Source organism: Pseudomonas sp. R2-37-08W (genome assembly GCF_003851705.1).
Taxonomy (GTDB): domain Bacteria; phylum Pseudomonadota; class Gammaproteobacteria; order Pseudomonadales; family Pseudomonadaceae; genus Aquipseudomonas.
In genome coordinates this window covers 435,416-454,838 of the sequence record NZ_CP027728.1, presented here as the reverse complement: position 1 = coordinate 454,838, position 19,423 = coordinate 435,416, and the positions used below count along the sequence as shown (strand labels likewise).

The following is a 19,423-nucleotide window of genomic DNA, read 5'->3' as shown; positions in this document are numbered from 1 at the left end:
GGCCAGCTATCTATATGCCAGGTTGGCGAGCATTGTTCCGACTCCTCAGGGGCAAAATGATTCCCCACTGGTTTGTCGGACAAGTCTCTACCTAAGTCAAAAATGGACCAAACAACGCTGATCCCCGTAGCGCGCGATTATCTAGTAGCCCGCGAGACAACGCATCAGGGACAACGAAGTATTTGTAGCGAAACCCTGCGTTTTTAGGCATTAACGTCGCTTTTCATACATTCAGGTCTGTAAGAGGAAGGTCACAGGGCCATCATTGACCAGATGCACCTGCATATCCGCGCCAAAACGCCCTGACGCCACCTTGCCATGCAATTGTTGCGCTTGTAACAACAAGTGATCAAACAGCGCCGCTCCCAGGGCCGGCGGGGCCGCTGTGGAGAAGCTTGGCCGCAGCCCGCTTTTGGTGTCCGCCGCCAGCGTGAACTGCGACACCAGCAGCAAACCGCCGCCGATGTCCTTCAACGACAGGTTCATCTTGCCCTCGTCGTCGCTGAACACCCGATAGTTAAGCAGCTTATGCAGCAGTTTATCGGCGCTCTCGGGGGTATCTGAAGGTTCGAAGGCCACCAGCACCAGCAAACCCTGCTCAATCGCCCCGACGACTTCGCCGGCAATCTCGACCCGGGCGCCTCGCACCCGTTGCAACAGGCCCTTCATGCTTCTTCAGGCGGTAAATCAAGCAGGCGTCGTGCCATTTCGCCGGTTGCGCGTACCAGCGCATCGGTAATCCCAGGCTCGGACGCCGCATGCCCCGCTTCGCGGATCACCTGCAGTTCGCTGTTCGGCCAGGCCTGATGCAGCTCCCAGGCGTTATCCAGCGTACAGATCATATCGTAGCGGCCATGGATGATGACGCCAGGCAGATGGGCAATCTTGTGCATGTCGCGAATCAGCTGGTTGGGCTCCAGAAAGGAGTTATTGGTGAAGTAATGGCATTCGATGCGGGCAATGGACAAGGCACGCTGCGGCTCGGAGAAGCGCTCGACATGCTGCGGGCTCGGGCACAGGCCCAGCATGCGCCCTTCCCAACCGGACCAGGCCTTGGCCGCGTGCATCTGGGCGATCTGGTCGTTGCCGGTCAGGCGCTTGTGGTAGGCCGCGATCATGTCGTGACGCTCATCGACAGGAATCGGCGCGAGGTAGTCCTGCCAGTAGTCCGGGAACAGGCGGCTCGCACCGGCCTGGTAGAACCATTCGATGTCCTGTGGGCGCGCGAGGAAAATGCCGCGCACGATCAGGCCATGCACGCGCTCGGGATGGGTTTGCGCGTAGGCCAGGGACAGCGTCGAACCCCAGGAGCCACCGAACAACACCCATTTGTCGATGCCCAGGTGCTCGCGGATGCGCTCAAGGTCGGCGACCAGGTCCCAGGTGGTGTTGTTTTCCAGACTGGCGCGCGGGGTGGAGCGGCCGCAGCCACGCTGGTCAAAGGTGACAATGCGGTACAGGTTGGGATCGAAATAGCAGCGACTCTGGGCATCGCAACCGGAGCCAGGGCCACCGTGGATGAATACGACAGGCAAGCCTTCGGGGAGCCGCTTTCATCGACGTACAGGGTGTGAACATCATCGACTGCCAGATCGTGCCGGGCATAGGGTTTGATCTGCGGGTACCAAGTCTGCATTGCGCGCTCCGTAGGGGGTCGGGTTCATCCCTGGGGGGACGTCTTTTATTTTGCCGTCTGGCACTATAAACCCGAATTGTGCAATGAGCATGTCCTTGAGCGCGCATAGATCGTTCCCACGCTCTGAGTCGCCCCACTGTCACCGCAGGGCTCAGTCCTGCGCACGGTGATGCGGGGCGTCAGGGTAATCGCGCGCCACGACTGGGCGTATCGAAGACGTTGACCTACTTGACCGCCATGACATGGCTACGACATTCCATTACCCATCACGATAAACCCGAATAAAAACTCTATAATCGATAACTAAGCCATATAAAAAACTGTCAACTTTAACAGCAGACGCACCTCCCTCTTCGGTCTTAAATCAAAATGAAACAGCACTACCTTCGGACATCAAGATCAACAGGGTGAACTGATCATGACTTATTCAACATTCCCATCCGAACATTTCAAAGCCCTTGTAGAGTATGCAAACAATGACTTCAACTTTGTCGCCAATAAAATCAACATTGTATCCAGCACAGATATTACTGGAGTCCCATGCTGGACAATCATGGCTTTTCAAGACGCCGTCAACGAGACCACGGGAAGCCCGGAAGTAAACGGAATTCACATATATTTGCCAAAAAGCTCTTTGAAGGGCGAAGTCGACCTGGTTGGAGGTTTAACCCCACCGGACCTGTTACAAAACAGTGCGAGCTATTTCAAAATCGTGGATAAAATTCCCGATCCTCAAAAAAAGATCGACACCATCGTAGATTACCTCGGCACCGGAGGTGCCATAAAATACGCTTGGAGCGAAGACAACAAACAAGTGGAAGGTAACTTTGGCTTTTCCGCCATCGACGACAACGGACAGATATTCAAAGTAAACGGCTACTTTCACATATTCAACAAGGGCCCACATACCATCTGAAAAAGAGAAAATTTAAGGTGCGACTTCTTATCTTCAGAAATCGCACCTGTTGCTTACCGACACTCAACAGTAGTGTTGGGCACCCCAAGCCAAAACACCCTCCAGCAACTGCTTCAACACCACCCGCGTCGGCTCGGCCAAATCCTTGCGATAGCGGAACGGCTCGAACTCTTCCATATAAGTGCTCTGACACAACTCCAACTGCACCGCATGAATATCCTGCATCGGGTCGCCGTAGTGGCGGGTGATATGGCCACCCTTGAAGCGCCCGTTCAGCACATGGGTGTATTGCGGGTGATTGGCGCAGATGGCTTCGAGCTGGCGGGCCAGTTGCGCATCGCACGCGGCGCCGTTGAAAGTGCCGAGGTTGAAGTCCGGCAATTTGCCGTCGAACAGGTGCGGGATCACCGAGCGGATCGAATGCGCGTCGAACAACAACGCATAGCCGAACTCGGCCTTTAGGCGGGCGAGCTCCTCTTGCAGCGTGCGGTGATACGGCCCCCAGATTTTTTGCAGATAGGTAGCGCGCTCGGTCTCGGAGGGTGTCTGTCCATCGCGGAACAACGGCACGCCATCGAACAGCGTCTCCGGGAACAGGCCGGTGGTAGCGCCGGCGTAGAGCGGCTTGTTATCGGACGGCCGGTTCAAGTCGATGACGAACCGCGAATACTCGGCCGACAAGGTGCTGGCGCCCAGTTCATCGGCAAAGTCATACAGCGTGGGGATGTGCCAATCGGTGTCCGGCAGGCTTTGCGCTTCGGGGATCAGCCCGGCTTCCACCGCAGGCGTCAGGCGTAGGCCCGCGTGAGGCATGCTGATCAGCAGCGGTGTGTTGCCTTGTTTGAACGTCAGAACTTTATCCACAACGCGACTCCTTACACAGTGACGTCGACGCCATGGCGTACGACGCGTTTATCCAGTTCGCCACCCAGCCAATAGGCCAGGTCGGCGGGGCGGTCGATCTGCCAGGCGACAAAATCCGCGACCTTGCCCACTTCCAGGGAACCATGGGTATCGCCCATGCCCAGGGCGGCGGCCGCATGCTGCGTGGCGCCGGCCAGGGCTTCTTCCGGGGTCATGCGGAACAGGGTGCAGGCCATGTTCAGCATCAGGCGCACCGACAGTGCCGGTGAGGTGCCGGGGTTGAGGTCGCTGGCAATGGCAATCTTCACGCCGTGTTTGCGCAAGGCCTCCATGGGCGGCAACTGGGTTTCACGCAGGAAGTAGAACGCGCCCGGCAACAACACGGCGACCGTGCCGGCAGCAGCCATGGCGATGGCATCCTCTTCGGTCATGAATTCCAGGTGATCCGCCGACAACGCCTGATAGCGCGCCGCCAGGCTGGAGCCGTGCAGAGAAGACAATTGCTCGGCGTGCAATTTCACCGGCAGGCCGAGTTGCTGGGCCACCTTGAACACACGTTCCACCTGCTCGGTGGAAAACGCCAGGTATTCACAGAAGGCATCCACCGCGTCCACCAGCCCTTCGGCCGCCAGGGCCGGCAGCATGTCGTTGCAGATGTGCTCGATGTAGTCATCGGCGCGGTCTTTGTACTCCGGCGGCAACGCGTGGGCCGCCAGGCAGGTGGCGCGCACGCTCACCGGCAGCGCTTGCCCAAGGCGTCGCGCCACGCGCAGCATCTTGCGTTCGTTGGCCAGGTCCAGGCCGTAGCCGGACTTGATCTCCACCGTGGTCACGCCGTCGCGCAACAGACTGCGCAAGCGTTTTTCCGCGCTGACGAACAACTCATCTTCCGTCGCCGCACGAGTAGCGCGCACGGTGCTGGCGATACCGCCGCCCTTGGCCGCGATCTCGGCGTAACTCACGCCCTGAAGGCGTTGCTCGAATTCGCCGCTGCGGTTACCGCCAAACACCGTGTGGGTGTGGCAGTCGATCAGCCCTGGGGTGACCCACGCGCCTTGCAGGTCGTGGACCTGGGCGTAATCCGCCGTCGGCACTTGGCTGCGTGGGCCGATCCACTCGATGAGCGAGTGTGCGGTGACCATGGCGGCGTCCTCGATGATCGAGTATTTGCCATGAGCCATGGTCGCGATGTGGCAGTGTTGCCAAAGGGTTTTCATCAACGCCTCCCTCAGTTATCGATGAGACATTCTTATGAGGAGAAGATCGTTCCCACGCTCTGCGTGGGAATGCACAACTCTAAAAGCGGACGCAGAGCGTCCAGGGCGGCATTCCCACGCAGAGCGCGGGAACGATCGGTGGGTTACAGGCTTGGCAGCAACTTGGCCGGCACCAGTTCATTCAGGCAGCGGCTGGCGAGCAGTTCGCTGGCGGCGATGATGTCCGGGGCGAAGAAGCGGTCCTTGTCATAGAACGCCACTTTGTCACGCAACAGGCCACGGGCTTTTTCCAGTGCTGGCGAGGTTTTCAAGCCGTCGCGCAGATCCAGCCCCTGGCAGGCGGCCAGCCATTCGACAGCCAGGATGCCACGGGTGTTTTCGGCCATTTCCCACAGGCGCTTGCCCGCAGCCGGGGCCATGGACACGTGGTCTTCCTGGTTGGCCGACGTCGGCAGGCTGTCGACGCTATGGGGATGGGCCAACGCCTTGTTTTCGCTGGCAAGGGCCGCAGCCGTGACCTGGGCGATCATGAAGCCGGAGTTGACCCCGCCATTGCCCACCAGAAACGGCGGCAATTGCGACATGTGCTTGTCCATCATCAACGAGGTACGGCGCTCACTGAGGGAGCCGATTTCGGCGATGGCCAGGGCCATATTGTCAGCGGCCATGGCCACCGGCTCGGCGTGAAAGTTACCGCCGGAAATCACATCGCCTTCTGCGGCAAACACCAGCGGGTTATCCGACACGGCGTTGGCTTCAACGACCAACACGTCGGCAGCCTGGCGGAACTGGGTCAGGCAGGCGCCCATCACTTGTGGCTGGCAACGCAGGGAATACGGGTCTTGCACCTTGTCGCAGTTCTGGTGCGACTGGGACACCTGGCTGCTTTCGCCGAGCAGGTCACGATAGGCCGCCGCCGAATCGATCTGCCCACGTTGGCCGCGCGCGGCATGAATACGCGCGTCGAAGGGTGAGCGCGAGCCGAGCACCGCTTCCACGGTCAGGCCGCCACAGACCAGCGCGCCGGCGAACAGGTCTTCGCCCTCGAACAGGCCGCGCAAGGCGTAGGCGGTGGACACCTGGGTACCATTGAGCAGGGCCAGGCCTTCTTTGGCGGCCAGGGTCAGCGGCGTGAGGCCGGCGATTTTCAATGCGTCGGTGGCCGAAAGCCACTCACCCTGGTAACGCGCCTTGCCTTCGCCAAGCAGCACCAGGGACATATGGGCCAGCGGCGCCAGGTCACCGGACGCACCGACCGAGCCCTTGAGCGGAATATGCGGGTAAACCTCGGCGTTGATCAGCGCGATCAGCGCGTCGATCACCTGTCGACGAATCCCGGAAAACCCACGGCTCAGGCTGTTGACCTTGAGCACCATGACCAGCCGCACCAGCGCATCGCTGATCGGCTCACCTACGCCGGCAGCGTGGGACAGCACCAGGGAACGCTGGAGGTTTTCCAGGTCTTCGCTGGCGATGCGGGTCGAGGCCAGCAGGCCGAAACCAGTGTTGATGCCATAGGCGGTGCGGTTCTCGGCGAGAATCTGCTCCACACAGGCCACACTGGCGTCGATTTGGGCAGTGGCGCTGTCATCCAGGCTGAGGGTTACCGGCTGCTGGTAGATGGCCCGCAGTTGGGCGAGGCTCAGTTGGCCTGGAATCAGGTTTAGCGCAGTCACATTCGTTCTCCTTGTGAATTGTTCTTCTTGAATAGGCGTTCAGTGCACATTCGGTAATGCAGTGTGTTTGAGCAGGTTGGCGGCCGCCGCGATGTCCGGCGCCAGCCAGCGGTCCTCTTCGTAGGCCGGTACGACTTCGCGCAGCAAGCGCCAGGCGCGGTCGGTGCCGGCGCCGAAACGCTGGTCCTTGAGGAACTCGAACGCCTGGGCCGCCAGCAGGTATTCGATGGCCAGAATCTGGGTAACGTTGGCCAGTAGCTGATGCAGCTTGAGCGCGGCGTTGGTGCCCATGCTCAAGTGGTCTTCCTGCAGACCCGAGGTGACAAAGTTGTCGAGCACCGCAGGTTGCGCCAACTGGCGGTTTTGCCCGCACAAGGAAGCGGCGACGTACTGCACGATCATCATTCCGGAGTTGACCCCCGGTTTGCTCACCAGAAATGCGGGCAGGCCGCTGACGTGCGGGTTGATCAGGCGGTCCAGGCGGCGTTCGGCCACCGAGCCGATTTCGGCCATGGCGATGGCGAGCATGTCGGCGGCCATTGCCACGGACTGCCCGTGGGGGTTGGCCTGGGACACCACGCGGTAGTTGCCCGGCGTGCCGAGCAGCAGCGGATTATCCGTGGCGCTGTTGAGTTCGGTCTCGATCTGGCGGGTCGCGTGCTCCACCTGATCGCGCGCCGCGCCGTGGATTTGCGGGATCGAGCGCAGGCTCAAGGCGTCCTGGGTACGAATGCCCCGGCTGCTGGCGATCACTTCACTGCCGTCGAGCAAGGCGCGCAGATGGCGGCCGACGTGCTGCATCCCCGGGTGCGGCTTGAGGGCGATGATTGCTTCGTCGAACGCGTCGATCTGACCGCGCTGGGCTTCAAAGCTCATGGCGCCGATCACGTCAGCCCATTCCAGCAAGTGATGGGCATCGGCCAGGGCCAGGCAGCTCAGGCCGGTCATGCACGGCGTACCGTTGACCAGGCACAGCCCATCCTTGGCGCCAAGTACCACCGGCTGCAAACCTTCGGCCGCCAGCGCTGCTTGCGCGGTCACCACCTGGCCGCGATAGCTGACGTTGCCGACCCCGAGCAGCGCCACGCCGACATGGGCCATGTGAGTCAGGTAACCGACCGAACCCTGGGACGGCACCTGCGGCGTGATGCCGTGGTTGAGCAGCGCCAGCAGCGCATGCACCACTTGCGGGTGCAGGCCGGAGTTGCCGTGACAGTAGTTGATGATGGCGGCGCAGATGATCGCGCGAGTCTGCTCATCGCTCAGTACCGGACCGACACCACAGGCGTGGCTGAGCAAGGTGTTGCGCGACAACTGGCTCAGTTGCTCGCCCTCAAGCGAAACATTGCACAGCGCGCCCAGGCCGGTGTTCACCCCATAGGCGCGTTCGCCGCTGGCGACGATGCGCTGCACGATGGCCTGGGCATTGTCGATACGCGCCCAGGCGTGGCCCGAGAGTTCGAGCACGGCGCCGTGGCGGGCGACGGCGACGACGTCCTGCCAGTGCAACGGGGTGTCGGCGAGGGTGATTTTTGTTGCCTGGGACATTTTCAGCCTCTTAAGTTGATCGTTCCCACGCTCTGCGTGGGAATGCCGCCTGGGACGCTCCGCGTCCCGCTGTCAGGGAGTGACGCAGAGCGTCACGGGATGCATTCCCACGCGGAGCGTGGGAACGATCAGTCAGACCACCGCCGCCCGCCGCTGAACGAACCGGTCCACATACTCATCCGCCGGCGAATGCAGGATCTCCCTCGGCGTGCCGACCTGAATCAGCTTGCCGTCCTTGAGGATCGCAATGCGGTTCCCGATACGCACCGCCTCGTCGAGGTCGTGGGTGATAAATACGATGGTCTTGTGCAGGGTCTTTTGCAGCTCGAGCAACTGGTCCTGCATCTCGGCGCGGATCAGTGGGTCGAGGGCGCTGAAGGCCTCGTCCATCAGAATGATGTCGGTGTCAGCCGCCAGGGCGCGGGCCAGGCCGACACGTTGACGCATGCCGCCAGAGAGCTGGTGCGGGTATTTGTTTTCATAGCCCTTGAGGCCCACGGTTTCGATCCAGTGCAGGGCGCGCTCAGCACACACCTGCTTGGTTTCGCCGCGCACCTTGAGGCCATAGGCAACATTGTCGAGCACGCTCTTGTGGGGCAACAGGCCGAAGCTCTGGAACACCATGCTGATCTTGTGGCGACGGAATTGGCGCAGGGCTTCCATGTCCAGTTGCAGAATGTCTTCACCGTCGACCAAAATCGCGCCGCTGGTGGGGTCGATCAGGCGGTTGAAGTGGCGCACCAGGGTGGATTTGCCGGAGCCCGACAGGCCCATGATCACAAAGATCTCACCGGTACCGATGCTCAGGGACAGGTCGTTCACGCCGACCACGCAACCGGTCTCGGCCAGCACCTGATCCTTGGTCTTGCCCTGGCCAATCAGCGCCAGCGCTTCTTTGGAGCGGTTGCCGAAGATCTTGAAGACGTTCTTGACTTCGATTTTGCTGACAGTAGTCATTTGCTCGCCTCATGCCGTGGACGACCATAGGCCTGGGTAATGCGGTCGATGACCACGGCGAGAATCACGATCGCCAGCCCGGCTTCGAGGCCTCGGCCGACGTTGAGGGTCTGGATGCCGACAAGTACGTCTTCACCCAAGCCACGGGCACCGATCATCGAGGCGATCACCACCATCGACAACGCCATCATGGTGGTCTGGTTGATGCCCGCCATGATGCTCGGCAGCGCCAACGGCAGTTGCACGCCGAACAGCTGCTGCCAGCGGTTGGCGCCGAAGGCGTTGATGGCTTCCATGACTTCGCCGTCGACCTGGCGGATACCCAGGTCTGTGAGGCGGATCAGCGGCGGTGCGGCGTAAATGACCGTGGCGAAAATCGCCGGCACCTTGCCCAGGCCAAACAGCATCAGCACCGGGATCAGGTACACGAAGCTGGGCATGGTTTGCATGATGTCGAGCAACGGCATCAGTACCGAACGCAAGCGGTTGCTGCGCGCGGAAAGAATGCCCAAGGGAATGCCGATCAGCACCGAGATCACCGTGGCGACCATCATCAGCGCCAGGGTCTGCATCAGTTTGTCCCACAGGCCGACCGCGCCGACGAGGAACAACAGACCGACGATCACGGCCGTGGTCACCACCTTGCGCGTGGCATGCCAGGCGATGACGCCGACGATGGCCAGCATCAGCCACCAGGGCGCTGCGCGCAGCAGGCTTTCCAGATTGACGATAGCCCATAGCAGGGTGTCGGAAATGTGCCGGAACACGTCGCCGTAGTTGGTGACCAGCGAATCCACCCAACCGTTGACCCAGTCGGCAATGGAAAACGTAAAACTCTCAGGAAACATAGCGTGCTCTCGATCCAATGGGTTGAGGCCAGGCGCCCGGCTGCCCCTCAGGGTAGCCGGACACGCTTGACCTACAAGGCCGCGTCGATTTTCTTGGCGGCGTCTTCGCTCACCCAGGCGTGCCAGACTTCAGGATGTTCCTTGAGGAAAAATTTCGCCAGTTTCGGCGACTCGATCCGCTCCTTGGCCATGCGGCCCAGGTTCTGGTTCAGCAGGTCGATGGGCAGGTTGACCTTTTCCAGCACGGCCACCAGTTCCGGCGCTTGCTCGTGGAAGGCCTTGGACAGGCCGACCTTGATGCTCACGCTTTTATCCACGCCCGGTTTTTCTTCCAGCTTGACCAGATCCACCTGGCCCATCAGCGGCGTCGGCGACCAGTAGTAGAACAGGATCGGCTCGCCGCGCTTGTAGCTCGACAGCACCGCCGCATCCAGCGCCGGGCCGGTGCCGGGGCGGAAGTTGGTGTAGGTGCTTTCCAGGCCGTAGCTTTTGAGCATTTCACTGTTATCCAGCTCGCAGGTCCAGCCGGCCGGGCAGTTGTAGAAGCGCCCCTTGGATGGTTCTTCCTGGTCCTTGAACACGGCGGCGTACTTGGCCAGGTCAGCAATCGTCTTGAGGTCCGGGGCCTTGGCTTCCAGCTTGCGCTTGGCATCGCCTTCGATCACGTAGCGCGGCACGTACCAGCCTTCGATGGCGCCAACCACGGGCGCACCAACGCCGACGACTTTGCCGGCCTTCTCGGCCTTGTTCCAGACTTCGCTGCGGCCGACCCACTCTTCGGCGAACACCTGGATGTCGTTACTGCTCAGGGCGTTTTCCATGGTGATGGAGTTGCCCGGCAGGCTGTCGGTTTTGCAGTCGTAGCCTTTCTCCAGCACGGTTTGCAGGATGTCGGTGAGCAACATGCCGCTTTCCCAGTTCAGGCCGGCGAACTTCACCGGCTTGCCGGATTCACACCAGCCGGCCGCCTGGGCGCCGGCGCTTGCCAGCAAGCCCGCAGAAAGCAACGTGGTCAGCAGGGTCTTATGCATTTTCATTGTGTGACGCTCCCAATCATGAAATGGATTACGGCAGTCAAAAGGCATCCTGCCTTGTCCACGTCCCGTCAGGCCTGCGCCGCAGCGCGACCGATACCGCTTGTTTGCGTGGGTGCAACGCTGTCCTGCTCGACCGGCAGGATCAGTTGATCAGGCATCGTGCCGTGCCATTTTTTCGCGCACAGGTAGTACAGGGCCGCCGGCAACACCAGGCCGATGATCCAGGAGATATCCACCCCACCCAGGGTTTCCACCAGCGGGCCGGTATAGAACTTGGTGGAAATGAACGGCAGCTGCACCAGCACACCGAATACATAAACGCTGATGCCCAGGGGGTTCCAACGCCCGTAGCGACCTTTGGGGTCAGCCAGCGCCGGCACGTCATAACGCTCGCGGGTGATGCAGTAGTAATCCACCAGGTTGATCGCGCTCCAGGGCGTGAAGAACGCCAGCAGAAACAGGATGAACGACTTGAACGCCCCCAGGAACGAATGCTGGCCGAGCAGCGCGATCAGGGTGGCCGTGCCGACAATCGCCAGCACGAACAGCAGGCGCTGCAGGCGCGATACCCGCAGGTGGCCCTGGAAGCCGCTGATGATGGTCGCGATACACATGAAACTGCCGTAGGAGTTCAGCGTGGAAATCGTGACCTTGCCGAACGCGATACTGAAGTACAGCAACGCCGCCGCTGCACCGCTGCCGCTCAGGCCAACGATGTAAGCCACTTCGTGCCCGGCGAATTGCCCGTTGGCCATGGCGGCGGCAAAGACGCCGAGAACCATCGCCACCTGCGCGCCGATGACCGAGCCTGCGCCAGCCGCCAGGAAGGTTTTCACCGAGGAGGTGCTGCTCGGCAGGTAACGTGAGTAGTCCGCCACATAAGGCCCGAACGCGATCTGCCAGGACGCTGCCAGCGAAACCGCGAGCAGGAAGCTGCTCCAGCTGAAATGGCGGATCTGCAGCAATGCGCCGATGTCGGCCTGGCCCATCAAGCGGCTGAACAGGTAGACGAAGGCGATCACGCCAATGACGCTGGCGACGCGACCGATGAAGTGGATCACCCGGTAACCGAGCACCGTAACCAGCGCGATGACACTGGCGAAGATCAGGATGCCGACGCTGTCGCTGACCCCGAACAACTGGCCCAGCGCCTGCCCGGACAGTACCGTGCCGGTGGCGGTGAAGCCCAGGTACATCAGGCACACCAGCACGATCGGGATGGCCGCGCCATACACGCCGAACTGCACCCGGCTGGAAATCATCTGCGGCAGGCCGAGCTTGGGCCCTTGCGCCGCATGCAACGCCATCACCCCGCCGCCCAGGAGTTGGCCGATCAACAGACCGATCAACGACCAGAACACATCCCCGCCCAGCACCACGGCCAGGGCCCCGGTGACGATAGCCGTGATCTGCAGGTTAGCACCCAGCCACAGGGTGAACTGGCTCAATAGACGACCATGTCTTTCCGCTTCCGGGATGTAGTCGATCGAACGCCTTTCGATCAACGGGGTGGTGTCGTTTGTAGCCATGGGTGTTCAACCTCTGATGGATTGTCTTGGGTTTGCCGCCGTTCCAATGTGGGAGGGGGCTTGACCCCTCCCACACCTATTACTTGATCATCGGCAGGTTGAGGCCCTGTTCCTTGGCGCAATCGATCGCAATCTGATAACCCGCATCCGCGTGCCGCATCACCCCGGTAGCCGGATCGTTATGCAGCACCCGCGCAATGCGCTCGGCGGCTTCGTCGGTGCCGTCACACACGATCACCATGCCCGAGTGCTGCGAGAAGCCCATGCCGACGCCGCCGCCGTGGTGCAACGACACCCAGGTCGCGCCGCTCGCGGTGTTGAGCAAGGCGTTGAGCAGCGGCCAGTCGGACACAGCGTCGGAGCCGTCCTGCATGGATTCGGTTTCACGGTTGGGGCTGGCCACCGAGCCGGAGTCGAGGTGATCGCGACCGATAACCACAGGCGCGGACAACTCGCCGCTGCGCACCATCTCGTTGAACGCCAGGCCGAGCTTGGCGCGCTGACCCAGGCCGACCCAGCAGATACGCGCCGGCAAGCCCTGGAAGCTGATGCGCTCGCGGGCCATGTCCAACCAGTTGTGCAGGTGGGCGTCGTCGGGAATCAGTTCTTTGACTTTGGCGTCGGTCTTGTAAATGTCTTGCGGGTCGCCCGACAGCGCAGCCCAGCGGAACGGGCCGATACCTCGGCAGAACAGCGGGCGGATGTAGGCCGGTACGAAGCCTGGGAAATCGAAAGCGTTTTCCACGCCTTCTTCCTGGGCCATCTGACGGATGTTATTACCGTAGTCGAAGGTCGGAATGCCTTGTTTCTGGAACTCGAGCATGGCTCTGACGTGCACCGCCATCGACTGTTTGGCGGCCTTGATCACAGTGGCAGGCTCGGTCTTGGCGCGGGCGCGGTACTCGTCCCAGGTCCAGCCGGCCGGGAGGTAGCCGTTGAGCGGGTCGTGGGCGCTGGTCTGGTCGGTGACCATGTCCGGGCGCACGCCACGCTTGACCAGCTCCGGCAGAATTTCAGCCGCGTTACCCAGCAGGGCAATGGAGATCGCCTTGCCTTCCTGGGTGTACTTGGCGATGCGCGCCAGGGCGTCGTCAAGGTCGGTGGCCTGCTCGTCGACATAGCGGCTGTTCAAACGGAAATCGATGCTGACCTGCTGGCATTCGATGTTCAGCGAACACGCGCCGGCCAGGGTCGCGGCCAAAGGTTGGGCACCGCCCATGCCGCCGAGGCCGGCGGTGAGGACCCAACGGCCTTTCAAGTTGCTGTCGTAATGCTGGCGACCGGCTTCGACGAAGGTTTCGTAAGTGCCCTGGACGATGCCCTGGCTGCCGATGTAGATCCAGCTGCCGGCAGTCATCTGGCCGTACATGGCCAGGCCCTTGGCATCCAGTTCATTGAAGTGTTCCCAACTGGCCCAGTGCGGCACCAAGTTGGAGTTGGCGATCAGCACGCGCGGGGCATTGCTGTGGGTCTTGAACACGCCGACCGGCTTGCCGGATTGCACCAGCAGGGTTTCGTCGTCGTTCAGATTCGTAAGGCTCTCGACGATCTGGTCGTAGCACTCCCAGTTGCGCGCGGCACGCCCGATACCGCCGTACACCACCAATTCCTTGGGGTTCTCGGCCACTTGCGGGTCGAGGTTGTTCATCAGCATGCGCAGCGGCGCTTCAGTCAGCCAGCTTTTGGCGGTGAGCTTGTTACCGCGGGCGGCGCGGATTTCGACGTCACGGTATTTTGTAGGCCTTGCTTTCGAAAAATCTGTCACAGCTGGACTCCTCGGCATGATGCGCGAACATTGATGGTGCGAAGCACAGTCTTACGCACACATATTTACTTGTATGTACAAGCATATGCAATCAAGCGGCCAACTTTCAGAGCGAGGGTTTGGATTTTTTTCAAAAGCGCGTGGAAGCCTTGGAAATTAAGGCTTCGAGGCGTGATGAAATTTCTTACGAGGGAGTCTTACAGCGAGGGAGGTTTGTCACGACAACGTGGCTTTGCGCCGCGCTGGGGCGTTAAGTAACAATTTGGTGCGGGGCTGTGGAAACAGATCCTAAGAGCAACACAAAACAAATGTGGGAGGGGGCTTGCTCCCGATAGCGGCGTGTCAGTCAAAGATATATTGACTGATCCACCGCTATCGGGAGCAAGCCCCCTCCCACATTTTTAACCGCGCTGGGTCAGTTCGATCAGGCAGCAGCGGCCACTGACCGAAATATCCAGCAAGCCGGTGTTACCGTCCACTTGCAGGCAATCGTGATGACCCAGCACATGGTCCAGCACCTTCACTTCATCCGCCACGCTGAACACCAGCACAGTGTGCGCCGAACTGAAAAACCGCTGTACGCCATCCACCCACTGCAACCGCGCGTGATAACGCTGGGGCGAGTAGATCAGGTTGAAATCGCGGATCGGCCCGGTGATCAAGCGGCACGCCACCTGACTGTCACCCTTGAACGCGAACGGTTGCAGCGGTAACAAACCGCGCTGCTCCTCACCGTCCACGGTCAACACCATGCCCGCGCCCTTGATCACGGTGATCACGCGCTGGTAGCCAGCGAAGGTGGAAAATCCACCCGACTCGGCGATGTCGGCAATCGACAGGCGCCAGCCGAAACCATCGAGGCCGGTGCCCGCGTCACGGGTGATTTCTTCGGTACTGCCGCCGCCATTCTTCCACGGCATGCGCACGTAGTCGGCAGCGCGCCAGACGTTGACTGAACTCATTTGCTGAAGCGTCCTTCGAGGCTGTGTCGGGAACCGGGGTGGATCAAGCGTGCGGCCGTCACCGGCTGGCGGCCAGACCAGGTGCGTCGGCGGATCAACAGGCAGGGCTCGCTCGGCTCGATCTGCAACAGCTTGCACTCGGCAGCATCGGCGAGGATCGCCTCGACCACATGCTCGCCCTCAGTCAGCGGTGCGACTTGGTTGAGGTAGGCGTAGGGCGTTTGCTGGGTGAAATCCTGTTGCAGGTATTCCGGCGCAACCAGGGCGTTGACGAAACGGTCTTCGATCTGCACCGGAATGTCGTTTTCGAAATGCACGATCAGCGAGTGAAACACCCGCCCGCCTTCGCGCATTTCCAGCGCGACGGCACGTTCCGAGCCGGCCGCTTCTTCGCCCAGGGTGATGACCTGGCACGTATGCCGATGGCCGCGGGAGGCGATCTCATCGGCAATGTTGTGCACTTCAAACAGCGCCGACTGACTCTTGGGCTCGGCGACGAACGTACCGACGCCCTGCATGCGCACCAGCAAACCTTCGGCCGTGAGCTCGCGCAGCGCGCGGTTGATGGTCATGCGGCTGAAGCCCAGTTGGCTGACCAGCTCGCTCTCCGACGGCACGCGGTAATGGGGCGGCCAGTTGCCGTTGAGGATCTGCTGGCTGATCATCTGTTTGACGCGGGCATACAAGGGCGCCGGACTTTCGTCCATGTGGGCAGCCAGCGGAGACTTGGCAGGCGGAGTCGGCACAGGGAATCCTTGCAGGGGGAAAAGATGCATAGATTGCCGGAGTTTACCGAGCAGGCAAACGTCTGTATATGTATATACAAATAAACACACGACCGGGGTGCCTTGATCATGTCCGCTTTCTTTGCCGAACGCGCGCTGCTGCCTGATGGCTGGGCCAATGATGTACGTCTTGAAGTCAGCGCCGATGGGGCCCTGATACAGGTTGAGGCCAATGCCAGCGCAGAGGGTGCCGAACGGCTCAGAGGCCCGGTACTGGCCGGCATGCCCAACCTGCACTCCCACGCTTTCCAACGCGCCATGGCGGGGTTGGCGGAAGTCGCGGGCAATCCGAATGACAGTTTCTGGACCTGGCGTGACCTGATGTACCGCATGGTCGGCAAGATCAACCCGGAGCAGTTGCAGGTCATCGCCCGCCAGCTGTACATCGAGATGCTCAAGGCTGGCTACACCTCGGTGGCCGAGTTTCACTATGTGCACCACGATGTCAGCGGCCAGCCCTATGCCGATCGCACGGAACTATCGCGCCAGATCAGCCAGGCCGCCGCCAGCAGTGGCATCGGCTTGACGCTGGTGCCGGTGCTTTATACGCATTCGGGGTTCGGTGGCCAGGCGCCCAACGACGGCCAGCGCCGGTTTATCAACAGCACCGACAACTACCTGGATCTGCAGGCGCGCTTGCAGCCGATGCTCGCCGCGCAACCTGCGCAGCAACTGGGCCTGTGTTTCCACTCCCTGCGTGCGGTCACGCCCGAGCAGATCAAGGACGTGCTGGCCGCCAGTGATCAGGTGTGCCCGGTGCACATCCACATTGCCGAACAGCAAAAAGAAGTCGACGACTGCCTGGCCTGGAGCGGCAAACGCCCCTTGCAGTGGCTGTACGACAACGTGGACGTCGACGAGCGCTGGTGCCTGGTGCACGCCACTCATGCCGATGCCGACGAAGTCGCGCGCATGGCCAGGAGCCGGGCGATTGCCGGTTTGTGCCTGACCACCGAAGCCAACCTGGGCGACGGGATTTTCCCGGCGGTGGATTTTCTGGCCCAGGGCGGGCGCATGGGCATCGGGTCCGACAGCCATGTGTCACTTAGCGTGGTGGAAGAACTGCGCTGGTTGGAATACGGCCAGCGCCTGCGCGATCAACGGCGCAATCGCTTGTATCGCAATGACCAGCCGATGGTCGGGCGCACGCTGTTCGATGCCGCATTGGACGGCGGCGCCCAGGCATTGGGCCAGCCGATTGGTCGATTGGAGGTGGGCAAGCGCGCGGACTGGATCGTGCTGGACGGTGACGATCCGTACCTGGCGACGGCCAGCGAGGACGGGATTCTCAACCGTTGGTTGTTTGCCGGCGGTGATCGACAAGTGCGCGACGTGCTGGTCAATGGCAAGTGGGTGGTTCGCGACGGCCATCACGCTGCTGAGCAAGACAGCAACCGGGCATTCACCCAGGTCTTGAAAGACCTACTCGGTTAAAAATGTGGGAGGGGGCTTGCCCCCGATAGCAGTGTGTCAGTCAGTACATCTGATACTGACACACCGCTATCGGGGGCAAGCCCCCTCCCACATTTGGATTTATGGTGATCCAGTTACTGCGAAGTCTTCGCCATCTGCTTGTCGGACGTGCGCCAGATCAAACGCGTGGTGTCATACCCCTGCTGTCGTGCCCTGCTCAAGAGGTCTTCACGTGTATCGGCGCTCACCGTCGGGGTACGCGACAAAATCCACATGTAACGCCGGCTCGGGCTACCGACGATGGCGGTCTTGTAGTCATCGCTGACATACAGCACCCAGTAGTCGCCCTTGGCAACGCCCGGCAACAACGACGTAAACCAGTTATCGAATTCTACCCAGAGCTTGTCGGTCTTGCCGGGCACTTGCGGCGTGGCCGTGCCTTTGGCTTCCTGCCATTTCCACTCAGGCGTCAGGCAACGGTTGAATACCGACATGTCGCCATCCGGCAACAAGGTGTAGCGGGCTTCGGACTGCGCGCAGTTGCGCTGGAAGTACATCGGCAAGCGAGCCAACTCATACCAGGTGCCCTGGTAACGCTTGAGGTTGACGTTGCTCGCGGTCTTGGGTTGCAGATCATCGCCAGAATGGCTGGCGCAGCCCGCCAAAAACAGGCTGGCGCAAAGGAACACAACAAAACGCATCATTCTTCTTCTCCCGTAGGCTCGCGCCCCGGTTTACTTCAGGCCTTGCCCGGAAAACATCAGAACTTTGTCACCGGCGTACTGCACGCTGATAAAGCTGTTTTTATCGCCCCAGGTGCAGCTGGACATGCCCAGTGCGCCAGAACAATCGGTCGGCTTGCCCAGCAACGACTCCACCTCGGCCTTGGCCATGCCGGCCGACAGCTTCTGGTAATTTTCTTGGTTGACCTTGCTGCAGGCGGCTAAGAGCACGCAAAAAGCCAGCAGGGCGAGACGGCGTAAAGACATGGAAAAGCTCCTGGAGAGACAAGGCAGCTGGGGTATCTGCCAGAAGCTTAGAAGGGAAAAGAGGTGTCTGGTTCCCGACGAGCGAAAACAAAAAAGCCCCGAAAACGCTGAAACGTTTCGGGGCTTCTTTAACGGTGATCCGCCTCACAACACGGCGGATAACCTATCGCAGCAGCTTACTTCTTGTGATACGCCGTCACACGCTCAACTTCTTCCTTGGAACCCAGGAACACCGCCACACGCTGGTGCAGGCCTTCGGGCTGGATGTCGAGGATGCGCTGGTGGCCGTCAGTGGATGCACCGCCCGCCTGCTCCACGAGGAACGACATCGGGTTGGCTTCGTACATCAGGCGCAGCTTGCCCGGCTTGGACGGCTCGCGGCCGTCACGTGGGTACATGAACAAGCCACCTCGGGTCAGGATGCGGTGCACGTCGGCAACCATGGCCGCGACCCAGCGCATGTTGAAATTTTTCTTCAGCGGGCCTTCTTCGCCTTCCATCAACTCGTTGACGTAGCGCTTCACCGGTTCTTCCCAGTGACGCTGGTTGGACATGTTGATCGCAAATTCCTGGGTGGAAGCCGGAATGGAGATGTCTTCGTGGGTGAGTACGAAGCTGCCCATTTCGCGGTCCAGGGTGAAGCCCTTGACGCCATCGCCCAGGGTCAGCACCAGCATGGTCTGTGGGCCGTAGATCGCGTAACCGGCGGCGACCTGCTCGGTGCCCGGCTGCAGGAAGGCCTTTTCGTTCAGGGCTTCGTTCTGGCTCAGGTATTCGTTCGGGCAACGCAGTACCGAGAAGATAGTACCGACCGGCGCGTTGATGTCGATGTTGGACGAACCGTCCAGTGGGTCAAATACCAACAGGTACGCGCCTTTGGGGTATTTGCCCGGAATCTGGTAGGCATTGTCCATTTCCTCGGAGGCCATGCCGGCCAGGTGACCGCCCCATTCGTTGGCTTCGAGCAGGATTTCGTTGGAGATAACGTCGAGCTTTTTCTGCACTTCGCCCTGCACGTTTTCAGTGCCCATGCTGCCCAGGACACCACCCAGTGCGCCTTTGGACACGGCGTGGCTGATCTCCTTGCAAGCACGCGCCACCACTTCGATAAGGAAGCGCAGATCGGCAGGCGTGTTGTTGCTGCGGGTCTGCTCGATCAAATAGCGACTCAAGGTAACGCGGGACATGGACGGCTCCGGAGAATGGGGGGCTTAAAAACCCGCGCAGTTTAACGCGAGTCGGGGCTGATTTCCTCTAATCAGAGGATTTAACGCCAATAGA

General features: G+C 60.8%; 17 protein-coding genes and 1 pseudogene. 2 read left to right on the top strand and 16 right to left on the bottom strand.

Going from position 1 to position 19,423, the window contains the following annotated elements; genetic code table 11:
- Positions 1–231: 231 nt before the first annotated feature.
- Positions 232–669 (bottom strand): D-aminoacyl-tRNA deacylase, encoded by a 438-nt coding sequence (gene dtd, locus C4J93_RS01920; RefSeq protein WP_124428452.1) that lies wholly within the window; start codon positions 667–669, stop codon positions 232–234.
- Positions 666–1,636, bottom strand: a pseudogene (gene pip / locus C4J93_RS01915) (prolyl aminopeptidase). Before pip ends, dtd begins: the two are co-directional and overlap by 4 nt.
- A 418-nt stretch (positions 1,637–2,054) precedes the next feature.
- Here pip and C4J93_RS01910 point away from each other — a divergent pair.
- Positions 2,055–2,552, top strand: a complete 498-nt coding sequence (locus tag C4J93_RS01910) for a hypothetical protein (RefSeq protein ID WP_124428451.1) — start codon at positions 2,055–2,057, stop codon at positions 2,550–2,552.
- 63 nt (positions 2,553–2,615) lie between these two features.
- Here the strand turns inward: C4J93_RS01910 and hutG are convergent, their stop codons facing one another.
- The 11 genes from hutG to hutC form a co-directional block, all read right to left on the bottom strand.
- A complete protein-coding gene (gene hutG / locus C4J93_RS01905) occupies positions 2,616–3,416 on the bottom strand; it encodes an N-formylglutamate deformylase (protein ID WP_124428450.1) in 801 nt (266 codons plus the stop codon).
- 11 nt (positions 3,417–3,427) lie between these two features.
- On the bottom strand, positions 3,428–4,633 hold the full coding sequence (gene hutI, locus C4J93_RS01900; protein ID WP_124428449.1) for an imidazolonepropionase: 1,206 nt from the start codon (positions 4,631–4,633) through the stop codon (positions 3,428–3,430).
- A 143-nt stretch (positions 4,634–4,776) separates the two neighbouring features.
- The gene (hutH, locus tag C4J93_RS01895) at positions 4,777–6,309 is read right to left on the bottom strand and encodes a histidine ammonia-lyase (protein ID WP_124365506.1); all 1,533 of its coding nucleotides are present in this window, start codon (positions 6,307–6,309) and stop codon (positions 4,777–4,779) included.
- Between the two features lie 39 nt (positions 6,310–6,348).
- Positions 6,349–7,857, bottom strand: coding sequence for a histidine ammonia-lyase (hutH, locus tag C4J93_RS01890; protein WP_124428448.1), 1,509 nt, complete (start codon positions 7,855–7,857; stop codon positions 6,349–6,351).
- Positions 7,858–7,989: 132 nt separating this feature from the next.
- Positions 7,990–8,814: a glycine betaine/L-proline ABC transporter ATP-binding protein gene (locus C4J93_RS01885; protein ID WP_124360880.1), complete on the bottom strand. Its 825-nt coding sequence runs from the start codon at positions 8,812–8,814 to the stop codon at positions 7,990–7,992.
- Positions 8,811–9,662: a proline/glycine betaine ABC transporter permease gene (locus tag C4J93_RS01880; RefSeq protein ID WP_124360879.1), complete on the bottom strand. Its 852-nt coding sequence runs from the start codon at positions 9,660–9,662 to the stop codon at positions 8,811–8,813. Before C4J93_RS01880 ends, C4J93_RS01885 begins: the two co-directional genes overlap by 4 nt.
- Positions 9,663–9,733: 71 nt before the next feature.
- Positions 9,734–10,699 (bottom strand): ABC transporter substrate-binding protein, encoded by a 966-nt coding sequence (locus tag C4J93_RS01875; RefSeq protein ID WP_124428447.1) that lies wholly within the window; start codon positions 10,697–10,699, stop codon positions 9,734–9,736.
- 68 nt (positions 10,700–10,767) lie between these two features.
- Positions 10,768–12,228, bottom strand: coding sequence for a cytosine permease (locus C4J93_RS01870; RefSeq protein ID WP_124428446.1), 1,461 nt, complete (start codon positions 12,226–12,228; stop codon positions 10,768–10,770).
- A gap of 79 nt (positions 12,229–12,307) precedes the next feature.
- A complete protein-coding gene (gene hutU / locus C4J93_RS01865; protein ID WP_124428445.1) occupies positions 12,308–14,011 on the bottom strand; it encodes a urocanate hydratase in 1,704 nt (567 codons plus the stop codon).
- A gap of 383 nt (positions 14,012–14,394) precedes the next feature.
- Complete coding sequence (locus tag C4J93_RS01860) at positions 14,395–14,955, bottom strand: HutD family protein (RefSeq protein ID WP_124365501.1); 561 nt, start codon at positions 14,953–14,955, stop codon at positions 14,395–14,397.
- Entirely contained in the window at positions 14,952–15,731 is a 780-nt protein-coding gene (gene hutC, locus C4J93_RS01855; protein WP_177412738.1) for a histidine utilization repressor, read from the bottom strand. The genes C4J93_RS01860 and hutC overlap by 4 nt, the downstream gene beginning before the upstream one ends.
- Positions 15,732–15,809: 78 nt before the next feature.
- On the opposite strand from hutC, the gene C4J93_RS01850 reads away from it, so the two are divergent.
- Positions 15,810–17,174 (top strand): formimidoylglutamate deiminase, encoded by a 1,365-nt coding sequence (locus C4J93_RS01850; protein WP_124428444.1) that lies wholly within the window; start codon positions 15,810–15,812, stop codon positions 17,172–17,174.
- 113 nt (positions 17,175–17,287) lie between these two features.
- Here C4J93_RS01850 and C4J93_RS01845 read toward each other — a convergent pair whose 3' ends face one another.
- The 3 genes from C4J93_RS01845 to C4J93_RS01835 all read right to left on the bottom strand — a co-directional run bounded on the left by C4J93_RS01845 (position 17,288) and on the right by C4J93_RS01835 (position 19,329).
- A complete protein-coding gene (locus C4J93_RS01845) occupies positions 17,288–17,857 on the bottom strand; it encodes a lipocalin family protein (protein WP_124360872.1) in 570 nt (189 codons plus the stop codon).
- Positions 17,858–17,887: 30 nt separating this feature from the next.
- Positions 17,888–18,142 (bottom strand): lipoprotein, encoded by a 255-nt coding sequence (locus tag C4J93_RS01840; RefSeq protein WP_033897714.1) that lies wholly within the window; start codon positions 18,140–18,142, stop codon positions 17,888–17,890.
- Between the two features lie 176 nt (positions 18,143–18,318).
- Entirely contained in the window at positions 18,319–19,329 is a 1,011-nt protein-coding gene (locus C4J93_RS01835; RefSeq protein ID WP_124360871.1) for a class 1 fructose-bisphosphatase, read from the bottom strand.
- Positions 19,330–19,423 lie beyond the last annotated feature (94 nt).